The organism is Azospirillum palustre (assembly GCF_002573965.1).
GTDB lineage: Bacteria > Pseudomonadota > Alphaproteobacteria > Azospirillales > Azospirillaceae > Azospirillum > Azospirillum palustre.
In genome coordinates this window covers 437,651-458,346 of the sequence record NZ_PDKW01000038.1, presented here as the reverse complement: position 1 = coordinate 458,346, position 20,696 = coordinate 437,651, and the positions used below count along the sequence as shown (strand labels likewise).

The window sequence follows — 20,696 nt, the reverse complement described above, 5'->3', positions numbered from 1 at the left end:
TTCGACAACAACCGGCCGCCGCCCGCAACGAAGGTGGCGGCCACCAATTCCCTGGGGAGGGACCAATCATGCGTGCCATCACTGTTCCGGTGCCCGGTCTGCGGGCGCTGACCGCCACGGCCGTCGCGGCACTGACCATCGGACTGGCGGGAGGTGCTGCGGCCGAGATTTCCGGCAAGACGGTGAAGATCGGCGTCCTGACCGACATGTCCGGTCCCTATTCCGACAATGTCGGCGCCGGAGCCGTGCTGGCCGCCCGGATGGCGGCGGAGGATTTCGGCGGCAAGGTCAATGGCGCCGCCATCGAGATCGTCTCGGCCGACCACCAGAACAAGGCGGACGTGGGCTCCGGCATCGCACGGCGCTGGTATGACGTCGAGGGGGTCGATGCGATCACCGAGGTGGTGTCGTCCGCCGTGGCCCTGTCGGTGCAGGGGCTCTCGCGCGAGAAGAACCGCATGTTCCTGGCGACCGGCCCCGGTACGCCGGACCTGACCGGCAAGGCCTGCTCGCCCGTCGGCGTGCATTGGGCCTACGACAATTATGCCCTGCCGACCGTCGCCACCACCGCGCTGGTCAAGCGCGGCCTGAAGGACTGGTATTTCCTGACCGCCGACTACAGCTTCGGCCACGCTCTGGAAGGCGAGGCGACCCGTGTGGTCAAGGCCAACGGCGGCACGGTGGTCGGGGCGGTGCGGGCGCCGCTCAATACCGCGGACTTCTCCTCCTATCTGCTGCAGGCGCAGGCATCGACGGCCACCGTGATCGGGCTGGCGAACGCCGGGGCCGACATGATCAATGCCGTCAAGCAGGCGAACGAGTTCGGCATCACCGCCGGCGGCAAGACGATGGCGGCGCTGCTGGTCAATTTGCCCGACATCCATGCCCTGGGGCTGGAGAGCGCGCAGGGCCTGACCTTCGCCGAAAGCTTCTATTGGGACATGAACGACGAGACGCGGGCCTGGAGCAAGCGGTTCATGGACCGTTTCAACGGCCGGGCACCCGGTGGCCTGCAGGCGGCGGTCTATGGCGCCGTCACCCATTATCTGAAGGCGATCCAGGAGATCGACAGCGACGACGCCACCAAGGTCGCCGAACAGATGCGCAAGACGCCGATCGACGACTTCTACACTAGGAACGGCTCCATCCGTCCCGACGGGCGGGTGATCCGCGACATGTATTTGATGCAGGTGAAGAAGCCGTCGGAGTCCAAGGGACCGTGGGACTATTACAAGGTCCTGGAGACGGTGCCCGGCGACAAGGCCTTCCGTCCGATGGACCAGGGCGGCTGCCCGCTGGTGGCGAAGTGACCGGCAGACCGGCCGATAACGTGCTCGGCGACCGGACCGGCGGAACGGTCCGGCTGGAGCGCGACGGCGGGGTGGCGGTGATCGTCATCGACAACCCGCCGGTCAATGCCGGGTCCACCGCCGTGCGCCGCGGGCTGCTCGACGCCGTCGCAACGGTCGCGGCCGATCCCGGTATCGAGGCGGCGGTGCTGATCGGCGCCGGCAGGACCTTCATCGCCGGCTCCGACCTGCGCGAATTCGGCCAGCCGCTGGAGGAGCCGCAGCTTCCCGCCGTCATCGCCGCCATCGAGGCCTACGCGAAGCCGGTGGTCGCCGCCCTGCATGGGGCGGCGCTGGGCGGCGGGTTCGAGCTGGCGCTGGGCTGCGACGCCCGCGTCGCCGCACCCGGCACGCGGGTGGGTCTGCCGGAGGTGACGCTGGGCATGATCCCCGGCGCCGGAGGCACCCAGCGCCTGCCGCGTCTGGTCGGCGTTTCCACCGCCATCGGCCTGATCTGCGAAGGCCGGCGGGTGGCCGCCGCCGACGCGCTGGCGCTCGGGCTGGTCGACGCGGTGGTGGAGGGGGCGGTGGCGGAGAGGGATGGCGCGCAGTCCTTGCGGGCCTCCGCCGTCGCCCATGCGCGGGGTCTCGCCGGGGCCAAGAACCGGGTGGCCGACCGCGCTGTCCCGGCCGAGCCGGCCGAGCGCATCGAGGCCGCGGCCAGCGCCGCCCTGCGCGCCGGCCGCGGGCGTCCTCCGGCGGTGGAGGCGATCCGGGCCGTCCGCGCCGCGGCCGAGCGGCCGTTGGACGAAGCGCTGGCGGAGGAGCGTGCGGTTTTCCAACGGCTGCGCCTGGAGACGGAAGCCTTCGCCCGCCGCCACCTGTTCTTCGCCGAGCGGGATTCGGCCCGCCTTCCCGAGTTGGAAGGGGTGGCGGCACGGCGGCTGGAGCGGATCGGCGTGATCGGCGCCGGCACGATGGGGACCGGCATCGTCATCGCCGCGCTCGACGCCGGCCTGCCGGTGACGCTGCTGGAACGCGACGCGCAGGCGCTGGAGTCCGGGATGGCCCGGCTGCGCGACCACTACGCCCGCCGGGTGGACGGCGGGAAGATGAGCGCCGGGGAGGCGGGAAAGCGGCTCGCGGCGCTCGATCCGACCACCGACATGGTGGCGCTCGCCACCGCTGATCTGGTGATCGAGGCGGTGTTCGAGGATCTCGCCGTCAAGCAGGACCTGTTCCGCCGGCTGGATGCCGTGCTGGCGCCGGGGACGGTGCTGGCGTCGAACACGTCCTATCTGGATCTCGACGCCATCGCGGCGGCCACCGGACGGCCGCAGGATGTGGTGGGTCTGCATTTCTTCAGCCCGGCCAACGTCATGCGCCTGCTGGAAGTGGTCCGCGGGGCGAAGACCGCGCCCGACGCTCTGGCGACCGGCATCGCGCTGGCGAAGCGGCTGGGAAAGCTCCCGGTGGTGGCGGGCAACGCCTTCGGCTTCATCGGCAACCGCATCTATGCCGCCTACCGCCGCCAATGCGAATTCCTGATCGAGGACGGAGCCCTTCCGGCGGATGTCGACGCGGCGCTGGAGCGGTTCGGCTTCGCCATGGGGCCGTTCGCGGTGGCCGACCTGTCCGGCCTGGACATCGCCTGGCGGATGCGCCGGCAACAGGCGGCGACCCGCGATCCGGCGGCGCGCTATGTCGAGATTCCCGACCGGCTGTGCGAGGCCGGGCGGTTCGGCCGCAAGACCGGCGCCGGCTATTACCGCTATCCGTCCGGCGCCAAGCGGGGTGAACCGGACCCGGAGGTCACAGCACTGATCGAAGCGGCGTCGGCCGCCAAGGGCATCGCCCGCGCCGCCGTTTCCGACGAGGGGATCGTCACCCGCGTGCTGCTGACCATGGTCAACGAAGCCGCCTGCCTGCTGTCGGAGGGGGTTGCCGCCCGCGCGTCGGACATCGACCTCGTGCTGGTCAACGGCTATGGCTTCCCGGCCTGGGAGGGCGGGCCGCTGTTCTGGGCCGGCCGCCAGGATCCGGCATGGCTCGGAGCCGGGCTGGCGCGGCTGGGAGACCTGAGCGGACCGGGCTTCCGGCTCTGCGATCCGGGCGTGCTTCGCGCCGCCTGAGACCATCGAACTTGGCTGTATAGAGGCGACGATGACGAACACCGCCTATCCTGACCTTCACCTGTGGATCGGTGGGCGCTGGATCGAGGCCGGAGGCCGGACCAGCGAACCGGTGATCGACCCCGCGACCGGCGCGACGCTCGGACTGCTGCCCCATGCCGGTGCCGACGACGTGGATGCGGCGGTCGCGGCGGCGGCCGAAGGCTTCCGGCTCTGGCGGCGGACCAGCGTGGTCGAGCGGTCGGCGCTGTTGCGCCGCACGGCCGACCTGATGCGGGCGGACGCCGGCGGCCTCGCCGCCCTGATCGCGCTGGAACTGGGCAAGCCGGTCGTCGAGGCCGTGCGCGAGGTCGAGACGGCGGCCGGCATGTTCGACTGGGCCGCGGAGGAATGCCGCCGGTCCTATGGCCGCATCATTCCGCCCCGCACGCCGGGCCATCGGCTGATGGCGCTGCGCGAGCCCGTCGGGCCGGTGGCGGCCTTCAGCGGCTGGAACGCCCCGGCGATCACTCCGGCGCGCAAGATCGCGGGCGCGTTGGGAGCGGGCTGCTCCATCGTCATCAAGCCGTCGGAAGGGACGCCGGCCTCCGCCCTCTTCATTGCCCGTGCGCTGGCCGAGGCCGGTCTGCCGGCCGGTGTCGCCAACATGCTGTTCGGCAATCCCGGTGCGGTGGCCGAGCGGCTGATGGAGGCGGAAGCCATCCGCATGGTGTCCTTCACCGGCTCGATCCCCGTCGGCAAGCATCTGGCCGCCCTGGCGACGCGGACGATGAAGCGCGGCGTGTTCGAGCTGGGCGGCCACGCCCCGGTGCTGGTCTTTCCCGACGTGGACATCGAGGCGGTGGCCCGCGGTGCGGCTGCCGCCAAGTTCCGCAGTTCCGGGCAGATCTGCACGTCGCCGACCCGCTTCTATGTGCATCGCTCGATCCATGACCGTTTCGCCGCCGCTTTCGCCGAAGCGGCAACGGCGATCCGTGTCGGCGATCCCTTCGACGGCGCGACGCAGATGGGTCCGGTGCAGAACGCCCGCCGGCTGGCGGCGGTCGAAGCGCTGGTGGAGGATGCCCGGCGGAACGGCGCGACAGTGGCGGCCGGCGGCACCCGCATTGACCGGCCCGGCTTCTTCTATCGGCCGACGGTGCTGACCGGTGTCACCGACGCCTGCCGGGCCGCCAGTGAAGAGCCGTTCGGGCCGCTGGCGCTGGTTGCCTCCTTCCGCGACGCGGACGAAGCGGTGGCATTGGCGAACCGCCTGTCGCTCGGGCTGGCATCCTACGTCTTCACCCGCGACCTCGCGCTCGCCGACCGGCTCTCGGCGGAGATCGAATGCGGCAATGTCGTGGTGAACCATTGGGTGGTGTCGCACCCGGAAACGCCCTTCGGCGGCGTCAAGGACAGCGGCATCGGACTGGAAGGCGGAACCGAGGGGTTCCAGGCGTTCGAACAGGTGAAGTTCGTCAGCCAGGCCCCCTTCTGATCGGCCCGGAAACCCTGCGTCGATCAACGGATCATGGGCGAGAGGCTTTCCTCATCGCTTTTGGGGGCGTGGCCAGGATATCGGCCTTGTGCCTCCCCAAATCCACGACGTCGCCGGGACGATCCTGCAGCAGATGACGCTGCACCTTCTGTGTGGCCGTCTTCGGGATTTCCGTCCGCATCTCGATGAAGCGGGGAATCATGAAGGCCGGGATGCGGCCGGTCAGGAAAGCCGGCAGGTCCCGCGGGTCGAATCCGGGTCGGGGAACGATCACCGCCTTGATCTCCTCGCCGAGGATGTCGTCGGCAACGCCGACGACGGCGCAGTCCTGAACTGCCGGATGCTTCAGCAGGGCCGTTTCGATCTCGACGGGGGCGATCATCTCCCCGGCGCGCCGGATCAGTTCCTTCATCCGGCCATCGAAATGCAGGAAGCCGTCGGCGTCGATCATGCCGCGGTCGCCGGTGTGCAGCCACAGGTTCCGCGTCGCCGCCACCGTCGCCTCGGGCTTCTTCCAGTAGCCGTCGAACATCAGGCCGGGGCGGCGGGGGCGGACGACGATCTCGCCCTTGGCGCCGGGAGGGAGCGGGGTGTCGTCGGCATCGACCACGCAGAGTTCGGTGTCCGGCCGGGGGGCGCCGACGCTGCCGAACTTCGCGGCCTGGGCGGTGTTCATCGACACCCAGCCGCCGGTCTCTGTCATGCCGTACAGCTCGCGCACCGCAAGGCCCAGCCGCTCCTCGATCTCCCGCCAGACCCCGGGCGGCGCGCCGCCGCCGACCGCCCAGCGGAGGGTGTGGCCGCGCTCCGGCCCGGTCAGCCGCTTGGCGAGGATGCTCAGCACCGTGCCGACATAGGTGAAGCCGGTGGCGCCGTACCGCCGCGCATCCTCCAGCAGCCGCGAGGCCGAAAAGCGCGGCAGCAGCGCCAGCGCCGCCCCGGCCCGCAGGCAGGACATCACGCCGTACATCTGCGGATTGGCGTGGAACAGCGGCAGGAACAACAGGATCCGGTCCTCCTCCGTCAGCTCCAGCGCCGCCGCCATATGCTCGCCCGCCAGCTCGTAGCAGGCGTTCGGAATGACCGCCCCCTTCGGCAGGCCGGTGGTGCCGGAGGTGTAGAGGATGGCGTTTGCCGTGCCGCCGGGCAGGGCGAGGCGGCGGCGCGGCGCCCGTCCGGGGCCGGCGGCCGTCTCGAAACGGTCGTCCATCGGCAGCAGCGCCGGGGCGGCGGCGGGCAGGGCGGGGAGAAACTCCTCCTCGGCGATCAGCAGGGAGGCTTCGCTCTGCTCCAGAAGATAGCGCAGCCCCTCGCCGACCAGGGCGGTGTTGAGCGGAACCGCGATGGCGCCCAGTTCCGACAGCGCGAACCATGCGACGAGGAAGCCCGGCCGGTTGCCGACCATCATCGCCACAGTGCTGCCGGCCGTCACACCCTGCGCGGCCAGCCGCTCGACGGCGTCGTCCACCAGCGCCGCCATGGCGCCATAGGTGATGCTGCGGTCGCCGAACAGCAGGAAGGGACGGCCGGGCGTGGCGGCGGCGCGGGCATAGAGCGGATCGGCGATCACGACAGCGCCTCCCGCCGCAGGGCGACATGCTGTTGCAGCCGCTTGGCGATGGTGTTCTTGAGGATTTCCGACGATCCGCCGGCGATTTCGTAAGCCTTGGCGTCGCGCAGGTATCGCCCGAAGCGTGCCGATTCCATGACGCCATAGGCGCCGCAGATCTGCACCGCGCGGGCGGCGGTGTCGGTGGCGACCCGGCTGGCCAGCAGCTTGGCCTCGCTGCCGAAGCGGGCGATGTCGTCATGCGCGTCCAGCTTGCGCGCGGCCTCAAAGGTCAGCAGCCGGGCGGCGTCGATGTCCGCCAGCATGTCGGCGAAGTACCATTGGATTCCCTGGAAATCCAGGATCCTGCGGTCGAAGGCGCTGCGTCCGGCTGCGAACTCCAGCGCGCCGTCGAAGGCGGCCCGTGCAATGCCGAGGCTGATGGCGGCGGCCATGGTCCGCGAATAGTCCAGCGTCGTCACCGCCTGGCGGACGCCCTTGCCCTCCACGCCGATCAGGTGATCGGCGGGCAGCGCCACCCGGTCCAGCACCAGATCGACATGCGGCCCGTTGCGCAGGCCGAAGGTGGCGGCGTTCGGCCCTTCCTCCGTGGACACGCCATCCATGCCCTGGCGGACGAAGAAGGCCGACACGCCGACCGGCGTTTCCGCCAGAATCACGTAGGCCTCCGCGGCCGAGCCGGAGGTGATGAAGGATTTGCGGCCGCTCAGAATCCAGCGGTCGCCGTCCCGTACCGCCTTGGTGTCGAGGCTGCGGATGTCGCTGCCGTGGTTGGCCTCGGTCAAGGCGTAGGAGGTGATCAGCCCGCGGCCGAACTCCGGCAGAACCGTGCGTTTCAGGCTGTCCGCGCCGAACAGGCGGATGATGGTCTGGGCCTGCAGGATGGTGATCAGGCTGATGCCGACGGCGGCGCTGGCATAGGAGGCCTCCTCGAACAGCGCCGCACAATGGGCGAAGCCGAGGCCGCGCCCGCCGAACTCCTCCGGCAGCGTCAGGCTGGTGTAGCCCTGGCGGGCCAGTTCCTTGATCGCGGCGACCGGATAGACGTCCTCCCGGTCGATGGCGTCGGCGTCAGGCTCCACATGCTCGGCGACCGTGCGCCTCAGGGATGCCAGAAATTCCGGTTCGACCGGGTCGGTCCACAATCCAGTCGGCATTTGCATCGGCCGCATCCTCCCTTGGGATCCTGTCGGTATCGGCACCGGTCGCCGGCTTGACGCAGCCGGATGATCCGCTCTTTCCCCGGATATTTGTTCGTTACGCGGATCGTTGACGTTTTCCATTGAACTCGTTCGCATACGATAATAACCTACCGATATATCGGCTGTACATCAATCATATCTTCAAAGCGGAACCGAGGGAGGGTGCCATGAGACTGACCGACGCGCAGGTGGCCGAGTATGAGGAACGCGGCTATCTGGTGTTTCCCGGCCTCGTGTCGCACGAGGAGGTGGAAATCCTGCGCCGCGACCTGCATCGCGTGACGGGGGTCGAGGCCGAAGGCGTCATCCGTGAGAAAAGCGGTGCGGTCCGGTCGGTCTTCCGTGTGCATGACGAGACCGGTCCGACCGCATCGCCGCCGTTCCAGGCGCTGGCTACCCTGCCGCGGGTGATCGACCCGGCGCGTCAGGTGCTGGGCGACGAACCGGTCTACGTCTATCACACGAAATGCAACCTGAAGGACGCCATCGACGGCGCCATCTGGCAATGGCACCAGGATTACGGCTACTGGAAGACCGACGGCGTCGACCGGCCGGACATGACGACCTCGCTGCTGATGCTGGACGAGGCGACCGAGATCGGCGGCTGCCTCTACTTCATTCCCGGCAGCCACAAGCTGGGCCGGCTCGATCCGGAAATGGACGAGACCACGACATCCTACAAGCTGTGGACGGTGCCCAAGGATCAGGTCATCGAGATCATGACGCGGTTCGGCGATCCGGTGCCGATCACCGGCAAGCCGGGCACCGTGGTCCTGTTCCATCCGAACATCGTTCACGGCTCCGGCCACAACATGTCGCGCCATGCGCGCTGGCACATCTACACCGTCTACAATCAGGTTTCGAACAGGCCGCATGGCATCGAGAACCCCCGGCCGGAATGGGTGGTGGCGCGGCGCTGCGACGCTTTGGCGACCGGCAGCGACGACGGCATCCTGCGTCTGGCCGATGCCGATGCCCGGCGGCCGGCGGCGGAGTAGGGGGATGGCGCGCTCGACCTTCCAGGCGGCGGTGCTTCGCGAGACGGGAGCACCGCTGTCCATTGAACCGCTCACCCTGGCGCCGCTTGAGCCGGGCGACGTGCTGATCCGCATGCATGCGGCCGGCCTGTGCCACACCGACCGCGAGGCGATGACCGGCGCCTTCGCTGTGCCGCTGCCGGTCGTGCTCGGGCATGAGGGCGCCGGCGTGGTCGAGGCGGTCGGGTCGGCGGTTCAGCGGGTGAAGCCGGGCCAGCACGTGGTCTGCACCATCTATGCAGCCTGCGGCCAGTGCTATTACTGCCGCCACGACCAGCCGATGCTGTGCGACATGGTGGTGCCCAACCATCGTGCGGCGACCCTGTCGGCGGGACGCAGGCGGCTGCGCGACGCCTCCGGGGCGGAGGTCGGTCATTTTCTCAGCGTGTCGTCCTTCGCCGAATACGCGGTGGTTCCGGAGGCCGCGGCCATTCCGGTGCCGAACGAGATGCCTTTCGACCGCGCCTGCCTGCTGGGCTGCAGCGTCATCACCGGCGTCGGAGCGGCGCTGCGCGTCGCCCGTGTCGGGCTGGGCGACAGCGTGGTGGTGATCGGCTGCGGCCCGGTGGGATTGAATGTGGTGCAGGGCGCAAGGCTGGCCGGGGCCGGGGCGATCATCGCCGTCGACCGCCGCGCCGACAAGCTGGAGCGCGCCAGCGCCTTCGGCGCCACCCACACCATGCTCGGCAGCGAGGATCTGCGTGGCGAGGAGTTGGCGGCCCGGGTGCGCGCGATCACCGGCGGCCGCGGAGCCGACCACGCCTTTGAAGCAGCCGGCGTCATCGGCTCGCTCCAGGAGGCGGTGGACTGCACCCGGCCGGGCGGCAGCGTCACCATCCTGGGCAAGACCGATCCCAACCGGCTGGTCGAACTGCGCTTCGGCTCGATCAGCGGCGAGCGGCGCATCCTCCGTTCCAGCCTGGGCGGAGCGAAGGCGGCCGACGATTTCCCGGCCTATGCGCAAGCCTATCTCGAAGGCCGGCTGCGCCTGGACGAGATGATCGACCGGCGCCTGCCGCTGGCCGCCATCAACGATGCCTTCGAGGATGTGGAGCGCGGCGATGTCATCCGCGCCGTGGTGGTGATGCATGAGTGACGACACTGTCGAGAACGCTGGCACCAACGCCGGCACCGCCCGGCTGGAGCGCCGGGGCGCCGTCGCCATCCTGACGCTGGACGCGCCGAAGACCCGCAACGCCGTCACCGATCCGCCCGTGCTGAACCCGCTCATCGCGGCGCTGGAGGAGGTGCGGGACGACCGCTCGGTGCGGGTTCTGGTGGTGACCGGCGCCGGCAAGGCCTTCAGCGCCGGCGGCAACATCCACGACATCCGCGACCGGCGCGGCATGTTCGGCGGCCCGGCCGATCAGGTGCGCAACGCCTACCGCGCCGGGGTCCAGCGCATCCCCCGCGCCATGGCCGACCTCGAAATCCCGGTGATCGCGGCGGTGAACGGCCCTGCCTATGGCGCAGGCTGCGATCTGGTCTTCATGTGCGACCTGCGCATCGCCGGGGAGTCGGCGCGGATCAGTTCCAATTTCGTGAAGCTGGGGCTGATTTCCGGCGATGGCGGGCTGTGGTTCCTCACGCGCGTCGCCGGTCCGGCGGTGGCCGCCGAGATGGCTTTCACCGGACGGGCGGTCGGCGGCGCGGAAGCGGCGGCCCTGGGCCTGGTGTCCCGCGTGGTGCCGGACGCCGAGCTGATGCCGACGGCGCTGGCCCTGGCGGAGGAGATCGCCGCCAATCCGCCGGAAGCCGTGCGCATGACCAAGCGCATGCTGCAGCAGGCGGGCCGGGTCGATCTGTCCACCATGCTCGACATGGCGGCGGCGTTGCAGGGCATCTGCCACGCAGGAGAGGAATCCCGCCTCGCCATCGCGGCGGCGATGAAGCCCGTCTCCTGATCCGCCGGGTTATCAGCCGCTGCGTTTCCAGCCGCTATAAGGGCCGGCACCGAACGACCGGCCCGTCATACGGCTCCAGCCAACCGGACAATCATCTGAACAGGGAGGGACGACCCATGATGAAACTCATGTCGCACGGAATGCTGGCCGCCACGGCCGCAGGCATCGCGCTGACGTTCGGCACGCTGTCCTGGTCGGCCGCAGCCCAGACGGCCGCCGCCCAATCCACGCCTGCCAGGGCGACCGGCCCGATCCGCATCGGTGTGCTGACCGACCTGTCCGGCTCGCTTGCCGACCTCAGCGGCAGCGGCAGTGTCGAGGCGGTGAAAATGGCCGTGGAGGATTTCGGCGCCTCCGTGCTCGGCCGCCCGGTGGAGGTGCTGTCCGCCGATCACCAGAACAAGGCCGACATCGGCGTGCAGATCGCCGCCGACTGGTACGACAACAAGAATGTCGAGGTGGTGATCGACCTGCCCAACTCGGCGGTGATGCTGGCGATCCAGGAGCTGACCCGGCGCAAGAACAAAATCGTCTTCGGCACCGCCGGCGGCTCGTCGGACTTCACCGGCAAGAACTGCTCGCCCAACGGCGTCCACTGGGTCTACGACACCTATGCGCTGGCCGCCGGCACCGGGCGGACCATGGTGAAGCAGGGCGGCGACAGCTGGTACTTCATCACGCTCGATTACTCCTTCGGTCTGTCGCTGGAGCGCGACACCGCCGCCTTCGTCACCGGTGCCGGCGGCAAGGTGCTGGGTTCGGCCCGCCATCCGCTGAACAGCGCCGACTTCTCCTCCTATCTTCTGCAGGCGCAGGCGAGCGGGGCCAAGGTCATCGGGCTTGCCAACGCGGGCGGCGACCTGATCAACACCGTCAAGCAGGCGGCGGAGTTCGGCATAACCAAGCAGGGCCAGAAGCTGGCCGGGCTTCTGATGTTCCTGTCGGACATCCATGCGCTCGGTCTGGAGACGGCGCAGGGGCTGGTGTTGACCGAATCCTTCTATTGGGATCAGAACGAGGAGACCCGTGCCTTTTCCAAGCGGTTCTTCGAGCGGACCGGCCGCATGCCGACCATGGTGCAGGCCGGCGATTACGGCGCGATCACGCATTACCTGAAGGCCGTGAAGGCGGCCGGCACCGTCGATGCGCCGACCGTCATGAAGACGATGCGCGACACGCCGATCGACGACTTCATGACCAGGAACGGCCGCATCCGCGAGGACGGCCGGGTGTTGCGCGACATGTACCTGTTCGAGGTGAAGACCCCGGCGGAATCCAAGGGAAAATGGGACTATTACAAGCAGCTCGGCGTCATCGCCGCCGCCGATGCCGCCCGCCCGCTGGCCGAGAGCGACTGCCCGCTGGTCCGCAAATCCGCCGATGCCGGCAAGCCGTAACCGGCGGATCGGTTTCGGGCGCCCCCGCCCGCTTGCGTCTGCGGTCCCGGCGCGCTAAAGCCAGGATGGGAAACGCGGGCGGGCGTTGGATCGGGCCGGGCTCGAACCGGTGCCAGGAGACGGGGGCGACAGGGTGACAGGGCCGGCCAGTCAGCAGATGGGACAGCAGGCGGGAGCCCAGATCGAAGCCGGATCGATGGCCGATCAGGCCTATGCCGCCATCGAGGAACTGATCGTGTCGGGCACGCTGCCGCCGCGCAGCTTCGTGTCGGAGAAGCAGATCAGCGCGCAGCTCGGCATCGGCCGCACCCCGGTGCGCGAGGCGCTGAAGCGGCTGGAGATGGACGGCCTGGTGACCATCGTCCCGTCGCGCGGGATCATGGTCACCGAAGTGGACGTGAAGCTTCAGCTTTACGTGCTGGACGTGAGGCGCGAGCTGGAACGCCTGATCGCCCGGCGCGCCGCCCGTTACGCGCTTGCCCCCGAACGGGAGCGGTGCCGTGCCATCGCCGGCGAGATGCTGGAGGCGGCCCGCAACGGCGACGGCATGCGTTTCATGCATCTCGACCAGGAGGTGAACCAACTGCTGGACCAGAGCGCCCGCAACCCGGTGGCGACCCAGACCATCCGGCCGCTGCGGTCGCTGTCCCGCCGATTCTGGTTCCAGAATTACCATGCCCATATCGGCAGCCTGGAGGATGGGGCCAAGACCCATGCCGACCTGATGCTGGCGATCCACCGCGGCGACGCGGAGGAAGCGGCCGCCGCCTCGGACCGGCTGATGGCGTATGTCGAGGCCTACGCGCGCGAAACCCTGCGTTACCCGTTCGACGGTCCAGCACCTCAATAAGGCGGGCCGGGACGAGGGCGATGCCAGTCCCGGCCCGCCATGCCGTCAGGAGGCAGGCGCCAGCGCCTTGGTGAACTGGGCCAGATTGTGGCGCATCATGTCGACGTAGGTCGCCGCCGGGCCGTCCGCCGCCGACAGCGCATCGGAATAGACCCGCCCGCCGATGCGCGCACCGGTCTCCCGCGTGATCTGCTCCAGCAGGCGCGGATCGGCGATGTTCTCGACGAAGACCGCCTTGATCTTCTCCGCCTTGATCTGGCGGATCAGCTTGGCGATGTCGCCGGCCGCCGCCTCGGATTCGGTCGACATGCCGACGGGGGCGAGGAAGGTGACGCCGTAAGCCTTGCCGTAATAGCCGAAGGCATCGTGCGAGGTGACGATCTTGCGGTCCTTGCGCGGGATCGGCTTCAGCGCGGCCTTGATCTCCGACTCCACCGCGTCGAGCTTCGCTTTGAACGCGGCATGGTTGGCGCGCAGGGTGGCGGCCTTGTCGGGGGCGGCGGCGACAAGGCCCTTGAGGATGTTGTCGGCATAGATCCTGGCGTTGGCGACCGACTGCCAGGCGTGCGGGTCGTGGGCGCCGTGATCGTGGCCGTGATCGTGGCCCTCATGGCCGGCCTCGTCATGCTCCTCCTCGCCGGCGATGGGCTTGACGCCGGTGCTGGTGACGGTGACCGGACCCTTGTAGCCGGACGCCTTGACCAGCCTGTCGATCCAGCCCTCCATGCCCAGGCCGTTGACGACGACGAGCTTGGCGGCGCCGAGCGCACGCGCATCGGCGGGGGTCGGCTCGTAGACATGGGCGTCGCCGTCGGGGCCGACCAGCGTCGTCACCGCGACCTCGTCGCCGCCGATCTGGCGGACCATGTCGCCGAGAATGGTGAAGGTGGCGACCACCTTCACCGGTTCGGCCAGGGCGGGAAGCGCGAAAAGCGCCATCGCCATCGCCAGGGAAGCGGCGAATGAACGTTTCATCGGGAAGTCTCCTTGGAAGGAAGCACGGACATCAGGCCTCGAGATGCCGGCCGGGAAACCAGCGCGTCCGCAGGCTGCCGACTGGCCCCAGCGCCAGCGACAGCAGGTAGCCGGCCCCGGCGACCAGGACGATGGACGGCCCGGACGGCAGATTGAGGTGGAAGGACAGCAGCAGCCCGCCGATGCCGGACGCGAAGGCGAGCGCCATGGCGGTCAGCGCCAGCGTGGCGATGCCCTCGGCCCAGAAGCGCGCCGAGGCGGCCGGCAGCATCATCAGCCCCACCGCCATCAGCGTGCCCAGCGCCTGGAAGCCGCCGACGAGGTTGAGGACCACCAGCACCAGGAAGACGAGGTGGCACAGCGCGCCCAGCCGCCCTCCGGTGCCGCCGACCGCGCGCAGGAAGCCGGGATCGAAGCATTCCACGACGAGCGGGCGGTAGAGCAGGGCCAGCGTCAGCAACGTGACGGTGGCGATGCCGGCGACCAGCAGCAGACCGGCATCGTCCACCGCCAGGATTGTGCCGAACAGCACATGCATCAGGTCGACGTTGCTGCCGCGCAGCGAGACGATCAGCACCCCCCCGGCCAGCGAGATCAGGTAGAAGGCGGCGAAGCTGGCATCCTCGCGCAACGCCGTGACCCGCGACACCAGCCCGGCGAGCAGCGCCACCGCCAGCCCGGCGAGAAAGCCGCCGATGCTCATCGCCCACAAGGACAGGCCGGCGGCGAGAAAGCCGATGGCGGCGCCGGGCAGCACGGCATGGGACATGGCATCGCCCATCAGGCTCATCCGCCGCAGCACCAGCAGAACCCCCACCGGGCCGCATCCGAGCGACAGCGCCAGGCAGGCGGCGAGCGCCCGCCGCATGAAGCCGAACTCCACGAAGGGGGCGGCGGCGAAATCATAGAGCGTCATGATGCTGACCTCCGGCAAGGCGCGGCCTCGTCGTCCCAGCCTTCCGCCATCGCACGGGCGCGGACGAGGTTCGCCGGAGCCAGCGCATCGGCGGTGCGGCCCCAGGCGATCGGCTCGCGCGCCAGCAGAAGCGTGTCGGGGAAATGGCTGCGGACCTGCTCCAGGTCGTGCAGCACGGCGACCACGGTGCGCCGTTCGCCATGCCAGCGCCGCACGACCTCGATCAGGTCAGCGGTCGTCCTGGCGTCGATGGCGGTGAAGGGCTCGTCGAGCAGGATCAGGCGGGCGTCCTGCAGCAGCAGGCGGGCGAACAGCACGCGCTGGAACTGGCCGGCCGACAGGGCGGCGATGGGGCGCCGCCCGAAGCCGGACAGGCCGACGGCGGCCAGCGCCTCCCCGGCCTGCCGCGTCAGGGCAGGCCCGATGGAGCGGAACAGACCGACCCGCCGCCAATGTCCGAGCAGGACGGTGTCGAGCACATCGATGGGAAAATCGCGTTCGATCTCGGCCTGCTGCGGCAGATAGGCGATGTCGGCGGCGGTCAGTCCATGCAGCGTCACCCGGCCGTCGAGGGGGCGAAGCGCGCCGACGATTGCCTTGAGCAGGGTGCTCTTGCCGGCTCCGTTCGGGCCGACCACGGCGGTGAGCGAACCCTCGCGGAAGCCGCCGGACAGGTGGTGGACCGCCGGATGCCGCCGGTATCCCAGCGTGAGGTCGGTCAGGCGGACGAGCGGAGTCGCCAGTGCGTCAGCGGTGGTGGATGCCATGTCAGATCGTCCAGTCCAATGGCCAATCCAGCGCCCAGGCGACCGTAAGCCACAGAAAGGCGCACAGAAGAGCGGCCGCGGCGATCCGGCTCGGCGCGGAAGCGGCCAATGGCGAGCGGGGGCGGTCAGTGATCATCATGGTCCAGGCAGAGCAGCAGGCGGCGCGCACCGGCCGTGTCGGCCGGCGGCGAGCGATGGACGAGACCGCGCCCGCGGTTACCGGGCCATGCCTCTCCCTTCAGCAAGGCGACATGGCCGGCACGGAGCATCTGGATGCGGCGCGGATCGGACAGCACGGCATCGTTGTCGCCACGGCCCAGCGCCGGGCGGGTGACCGCCCCATCGGGCAGCCACTGCGTGCCGGCACCCCGGTAAGTGCAGAGCAGGCGGAGGCCGACATGATCGACATGGAAAAACCGGCAGCCGTCACCGGACATGCTGTCCAGGCGAAGCCGGATCGCGGGGCATCCGAGGATGCCCGCATACACCGTCACCAACTGGACGATATCCTCGCACAACGGCCCCGCGTTCCAGCGTGACGGCAGGGCGGCGGCCAGATCGGCGGTCACCTCGTCCGGTGTCGTCGCGAGTTGGAAGGACGGCCAGTCCTGTTCCGCGAGCTGGGCGCACTGTCCGGAGATCCCCGCCGGCAACCGGCGGCGCCAGACAGCCAAGTTAACGTCGGGGCGCCGGATGACCGATAAGGCGTTGGCAGTCCGGCACCGGACGGGCTGGCCATGTCCCGTCGGACCGGCGGACGGCCGCATGGTGACGGGGGCCAGGGAATTGGAAAGGCTTTGCATGCGGCCTCGGCGGAAAACGGCGACGGCGCAGTAATGTTATATCATAACGTATATTGCAAGCGCGCTCTTGCTCTGCCCGGCCTTGCCGGTCGCATGGACGAAGGGGCATCGCCCTGAGGGCATGGTCCGGCGGCGGCGTGGGGCTTTCCCACGCCGGCCTCCATGACGGCAGGGGTCAGATCGTGTAATCCGGTTCCGGCAGGCTCATGTCCATCTCTTCCGCCGGCGCCTGCGGCGAGTTGGTCCAGCCGACGATCCTGGCCGGCACGCCCGCCACGGTGGCGCCGGGCGGCACCGGCTTCAACACCACGCTGCCGGCGCCGACCTTGGCATGCCGGCCGATCTCGATGTTGCCCAGCACTTTGGCGCCCGCGGCCAGCAGGACGCCGTCGCGCACCTTGGGATGGCGGTCGCCATGTTCCTTGCCGGTTCCGCCCAGGGTGACGCCCTGGAGGATCGACACGTCGTCGCCGACCTCCGCCGTCTCGCCGATGACGACGCCGGTGCCATGGTCGATCAGCACGCCGCAGCCGAACGGCACCGCGGGATGGATGTCGACGGCGAAGGCTTCCGACACCCGGCTTTGCAGGAAATGCGCGAGTTCGGTGCGCCCATGCCGCCACAGCCAATGGGCGACGCGGTGCCATTGCAGGGCGTGGAAGCCTTTGAAATAGAGGAAGGGCGTCAGGCAGCCGTCGGCCGCCGGATCGCGGGCGACGATGGCGCCGAGGTCGGCGACCGCCGCCGCGACGATGGCCGGCTCCTCCGCATAGGCGGTCTCGGCGAGATCGGCCAGCCGCTCCGCCGAGATGTACCAGTCGCCCAGCTTGCGGGCGAGATGGCCGCCCAGCGCCGATCCGAAGCCTTCATGCGACAGCACGGCGATGTGGATGAAGCTGCGCAGCAGCGGATCGCGGCCGGCGGCATCCTCGGCATCCTGGCGCAACCTCGTCCACAGAGCGGCTTCGGCGCGGTCGCCCGCCGCCGCCCAGTCCGGTGTTCTGGATTCCGGTGTTCTGGATTCCGGGGTCCTGGATGCGGCGGCGAAGCAGGCCGGGGCGACGATGCGGCCCATGGGCGTCCTCCTCACGACCGCCGTCTCACGACCGCTGTCCGCGCCGGACCAGTTCGGCCCGGATGCGGTGGAGGGCGGCGGTCAGCGCGTCGATGTCCTCGCAGGTGTTGTAGAAGGCGAGCGAGGGGCGCACCGTGCTTTCCACCCCGAAGCGGCGCAGGATCGGCTGGGCGCAGTGATGGCCGGAGCGCACGGCAATGCCCTCGCGGTCGAGCGCGCGGCCGATATCCTCCGTCCGGCAGCCGTCCAGCACGAAGGACAGCACGCCGGCCTTCTCCCGCGCGGTGCCGATCAGCCGCAGGCCGGGCACGGTCAGCAGGCCGGCGGTGGCGTAGTCGAGCAGGTGATGCTCGTAGGCGGCGATGGCCGGCATGCCGATCCGCTCGAGATAGGCGATGGCCGCCCCCAGCCCCACGGCGTCGGCGATGTTGCCGGTGCCCGCCTCGAACCGCATCGGCGCCGGCTGGTAGACCGTCTTCTCGAAGGTGACGTCGGCGATCATGTTGCCGCCGCCCTGCCAGGGCTGCATGCCCTCCAGCACGTCGAGACGGCCATAGAGGACGCCGATTCCGGTGGGGGCGAACATCTTGTGGCCCGACAGCACGAAGAAGTCGCAGCCGAGAGACTGGACGTTCACCGGCATGTGCGACACCGCCTGCGCCCCGTCCACCAGGGTGCGGATGCCGGCGGCGCGTGCCATCGCCACCATCTCCGCCGCCGGGGTGACGGTGCCGAGCGCGTTCGACACCAGGGTCAGCGACACCAGCTTCGTCCGCGGCCCCAGCAGGCGGGCATACTCGTCCATCCGGATCTGGCCGTCGTCGTCGACCGGCACCACCCGCAGCCGCGCCCCGGTTTCGGCGCAGAGCTGCTGCCAGGGCACGATGTTGGCGTGATGCTCCAGCCAGGTGACGACGATCTCGTCGCCTTCGCGGACGGAATGGCGGCCCCAGGCCTTGGCGACCAGATTGATCGCCTCGGTGGCGCCGCGGACGAAGACGATCTCGCGGGTGTCGGCGGCGCCGACGAAGCGGCGGACCTTCTCGCGCGCATCCTCATAGGCGTCGGTGGCGCGGGCCGCCAGCGCATGGGCGGCGCGGTGGATGTTGGAATTCTCCTCCGCGTAGAAGCGGGCGAGGCGGTCGATCACCGCCTGCGGCTTCTGTGTGGTCGCGGCGTTGTCCAGCCAGATCAGCGGCTTGCCATGCACCGTCTGGTTCAGGATCGGAAAGTCGCGCCGGACGGGGCGCGGGTCTAAGGCGGGAGCCGCCGGCAGGGGCAGGTCGGGGATCTGGTCGGCGCGCAGCTGGACCGACAGCGCGCCGACATCGACCAGATGGCCGGGAGCGGCCGGAACCGTCGCCCCCGAAGTCGTCCCCGAAGTGGCCCCCAAGGTCGCCGCCGCGCCGCCCGGTGTGACGGCGGGACTGCGTCCGAGGAAATATGGCTGTCCCGCCGGCAGAGCCGGACCGGTGGCCGGCAGGGAAGACACCGGCAGCGGCACCAGCGACAGCGCGCCGCCCAGCGAATGCAGGATGGAGCCGAGCCCGCCGTCGCCGGCCGGGGGTGCCGCCGCTGGAGCCACCGGAACGGGCGGAACCGGTCCCGGCGCATGGACGGCGGAAACCGCGGCCGGCGGCGGGACCGCCCGGATGGCGGCCGGCAACCCGCCCGATGACGGTCCGCCCGACGGCTGGCCGTTGGGCAGCGCCTGGAAGAACTGGTTGGCGAACCGGGCGATCAGGCCGCCATCGGGCAAGCCCGCGAAGCCGGCATCCCCTGCCGCCGACGGCGACAGGGTGAGCGCGTCGGCGGGAAGGCCGGCGGAATCAGGCATAGTCGTAATAATGGCCGACATTGACATCCTCCAGCACGCCGATGGCATCCTCGGTCAGGATCGCGGCCGAGCAGTAGAGCGAGATCAGGTAAGACGCGATGGCCTTGCGGTTGATGCCCATGAAGCGGACCGACAGGCTTGGCGCCACCTCGCCCGGAACGCCGGGCTGGAACAGGCCGATGACGCCCTGCTTCGCCTCGCCGGTGCGCAGCAGCAGGATGTTGGTGCGGCCGTCCGGCGTGACGTGCAGCTTGTCGCTGGGGATCAGCGGCAGGCCGCGCCAGGTCAGGAACGGCGAGCCGTGCAGGGTGACGGTGGGCGGCGGCACGCCGCGGCGGGTGCATTCGCGGCCGAAGGCGGCGATGGCGCGCGGATGGGCCAGGAAGAAGGCGGGCTCCTTCCACACCTTGGCGATCAGCTCGTCCAGGTCGTCGGGGGTGGGCTGGCCCTTGCGGGTCTTGATCCGCTGGCCGGGGGCGGCGTTGGTCAGCAGGCCGTATTCGGCGTTGTTGATCAGCTCGCCTTCCTGGCGCTCCTTCACCTTCTCGATCAGCAGCCGCAGCTGTTCCTGGATCTGGTCGATGGGATGGCTGTAGAGGTCGGAGACGCGGGTCTGGACGTCCAGCACCGTCGTCACCGCGTTCAGCGAATATTCGCGCGGGCTTTCATCGTAGGGGACGAAGGTTTCCGGCAGGTCGGCGTCGTTGCGCGGGCTGCATTCCACCTCGGTCCGCACCTGCCCCTGCGGGTCGATGACGCGGTTCAGGCGGTAGATGCCGGCCTCGACCGGCGTCCAGGGCAGAAAGGACACCAGCCAGCGCGGCGTGATGCCCGACCATTGCGCCCGCGTCTTCGTGGCGTTGGCGAGCTGGCGGGCCGCCTGCTCGTTCAATGTTCGGCGCAGCTCGGTGTCTTCGGACATGGGAATCGGCTCCTTGCGAAGGGCGATGGCAGTGAAAGGCGCTCCGGCGGCGGGCGGCGGTGCGTGGCGGCGACGGTGCGGGGAATGGGGCGGGCTGGCTTTTACTGAGGGGCGAAGCCCTCGCCTCGGGCCGCGGTCCGCCGGTGGTGGCGGCGTCCCCGGCATCGGGGCAAGGCCGACCTTGCACAGCTTCCGGCGGCCTCTCAAGCGCCGGTAAAACAGCTGAGGTCGATTGATCCGCTATAACGGACAGACCTCCGTTCAATTGGGCCAAACCCTGATACCGGAGTATTCTCTATTTAGAATCAGGAATTATCGCGGCTCTTTTCCTATTCAATCGCGGGGAAATTCATCGGTTGATTCTGCGAAGCCGGTCGTGCTCTGCGGGGAAGTCTGCGAAGAACCGGTGAAAACTTGGGAGGCGATCTCCATCCATACGGCGGAGTGCGTAGTAAAACATTAAAAATATGTACTATTATAACAATACACACTGTGGATAATAATTCTCTCTTATGTGACATGGAAATGGTGGCTCCCATGCCG

At 69.4% G+C, this 20,696-nt stretch carries 17 protein-coding genes; 8 read left to right on the top strand and 9 right to left on the bottom strand.

Annotated elements, in window-relative coordinates:
* The first annotated feature begins 68 nt into the window (after positions 1-68).
* Genes CRT60_RS05810 through CRT60_RS05800 form a run of 3 tightly spaced genes read left to right on the top strand, consistent with a single transcriptional unit; the run spans position 69 to position 4,898 of the window.
* Complete coding sequence (locus CRT60_RS05810; protein ID WP_098735477.1) at positions 69-1,310, top strand: ABC transporter substrate-binding protein; 1,242 nt, start codon at positions 69-71, stop codon at positions 1,308-1,310.
* Positions 1,307-3,421, top strand: a complete 2,115-nt coding sequence (locus CRT60_RS05805; RefSeq protein WP_244592299.1) for a 3-hydroxyacyl-CoA dehydrogenase NAD-binding domain-containing protein — start codon at positions 1,307-1,309, stop codon at positions 3,419-3,421. Before CRT60_RS05810 ends, CRT60_RS05805 begins: the two co-directional genes overlap by 4 nt.
* Before the next feature lie 31 nt (positions 3,422-3,452).
* Positions 3,453-4,898: an NAD-dependent succinate-semialdehyde dehydrogenase gene (locus CRT60_RS05800; protein ID WP_098735475.1), complete on the top strand. Its 1,446-nt coding sequence runs from the start codon at positions 3,453-3,455 to the stop codon at positions 4,896-4,898.
* A 31-nt stretch (positions 4,899-4,929) separates the two neighbouring features.
* Here the strand turns inward: CRT60_RS05800 and CRT60_RS05795 are convergent, their stop codons facing one another.
* Entirely contained in the window at positions 4,930-6,468 is a 1,539-nt protein-coding gene (locus CRT60_RS05795; RefSeq protein ID WP_098735474.1) for a class I adenylate-forming enzyme family protein, read from the bottom strand.
* Positions 6,465-7,631 carry an acyl-CoA dehydrogenase family protein gene (locus tag CRT60_RS05790; protein WP_204561686.1) on the bottom strand — a complete coding sequence of 389 codons (1,167 nt, stop codon included), beginning with the start codon at positions 7,629-7,631 and terminating at the stop codon, positions 6,465-6,467. Before CRT60_RS05790 ends, CRT60_RS05795 begins: the two co-directional genes overlap by 4 nt.
* Positions 7,632-7,837: 206 nt before the next feature.
* Here CRT60_RS05790 and CRT60_RS05785 point away from each other — a divergent pair, with 206 nt between their 5' ends.
* The 5 genes from CRT60_RS05785 (at position 7,838) to CRT60_RS05765 (ending at position 12,858) form a co-directional block, all read left to right on the top strand.
* Positions 7,838-8,668 carry a phytanoyl-CoA dioxygenase family protein gene (locus CRT60_RS05785; RefSeq protein ID WP_098735472.1) on the top strand — a complete coding sequence of 277 codons (831 nt, stop codon included), beginning with the start codon at positions 7,838-7,840 and terminating at the stop codon, positions 8,666-8,668.
* Between the two features lie 4 nt (positions 8,669-8,672).
* Positions 8,673-9,803: an alcohol dehydrogenase catalytic domain-containing protein gene (locus CRT60_RS05780; protein ID WP_161957981.1), complete on the top strand. Its 1,131-nt coding sequence runs from the start codon at positions 8,673-8,675 to the stop codon at positions 9,801-9,803.
* Positions 9,796-10,611 (top strand): enoyl-CoA hydratase-related protein, encoded by an 816-nt coding sequence (locus tag CRT60_RS05775; protein ID WP_098735470.1) that lies wholly within the window; start codon positions 9,796-9,798, stop codon positions 10,609-10,611. Before CRT60_RS05780 ends, CRT60_RS05775 begins: the two co-directional genes overlap by 8 nt.
* A 116-nt stretch (positions 10,612-10,727) precedes the next feature.
* Entirely contained in the window at positions 10,728-12,008 is a 1,281-nt protein-coding gene (locus tag CRT60_RS05770; protein ID WP_244592298.1) for an ABC transporter substrate-binding protein, read from the top strand.
* Between the two features lie 157 nt (positions 12,009-12,165).
* Positions 12,166-12,858, top strand: coding sequence for a GntR family transcriptional regulator (locus tag CRT60_RS05765; protein WP_098735469.1), 693 nt, complete (start codon positions 12,166-12,168; stop codon positions 12,856-12,858).
* Positions 12,859-12,903: 45 nt separating this feature from the next.
* Here the strand turns inward: CRT60_RS05765 and CRT60_RS05760 are convergent, their stop codons facing one another.
* From CRT60_RS05760 to CRT60_RS05730, 7 genes are all read right to left on the bottom strand, one after another.
* On the bottom strand, positions 12,904-13,833 hold the full coding sequence (locus CRT60_RS05760; protein WP_098735468.1) for a metal ABC transporter substrate-binding protein: 930 nt from the start codon (positions 13,831-13,833) through the stop codon (positions 12,904-12,906).
* Positions 13,834-13,864: 31 nt separating this feature from the next.
* Positions 13,865-14,749, bottom strand: coding sequence for a metal ABC transporter permease (locus tag CRT60_RS05755; RefSeq protein ID WP_098735585.1), 885 nt, complete (start codon positions 14,747-14,749; stop codon positions 13,865-13,867).
* Entirely contained in the window at positions 14,746-15,516 is a 771-nt protein-coding gene (locus tag CRT60_RS05750) for a metal ABC transporter ATP-binding protein (RefSeq protein ID WP_098735467.1), read from the bottom strand. Before CRT60_RS05750 ends, CRT60_RS05755 begins: the two co-directional genes overlap by 4 nt.
* Positions 15,517-15,641: 125 nt before the next feature.
* On the bottom strand, positions 15,642-16,283 hold the full coding sequence (locus CRT60_RS05745; RefSeq protein ID WP_244592297.1) for a DUF1826 domain-containing protein: 642 nt from the start codon (positions 16,281-16,283) through the stop codon (positions 15,642-15,644).
* 211 nt (positions 16,284-16,494) lie between these two features.
* Positions 16,495-17,394: a serine O-acetyltransferase gene (gene cysE, locus CRT60_RS05740; protein WP_244592296.1), complete on the bottom strand. Its 900-nt coding sequence runs from the start codon at positions 17,392-17,394 to the stop codon at positions 16,495-16,497.
* 25 nt (positions 17,395-17,419) lie between these two features.
* Complete coding sequence (locus CRT60_RS05735; RefSeq protein ID WP_244592295.1) at positions 17,420-19,231, bottom strand: family 2A encapsulin nanocompartment cargo protein cysteine desulfurase; 1,812 nt, start codon at positions 19,229-19,231, stop codon at positions 17,420-17,422.
* Complete coding sequence (locus CRT60_RS05730; protein ID WP_098735464.1) at positions 19,224-20,153, bottom strand: family 2A encapsulin nanocompartment shell protein; 930 nt, start codon at positions 20,151-20,153, stop codon at positions 19,224-19,226. Before CRT60_RS05730 ends, CRT60_RS05735 begins: the two co-directional genes overlap by 8 nt.
* Positions 20,154-20,696: the final 543 nt, after the last annotated feature.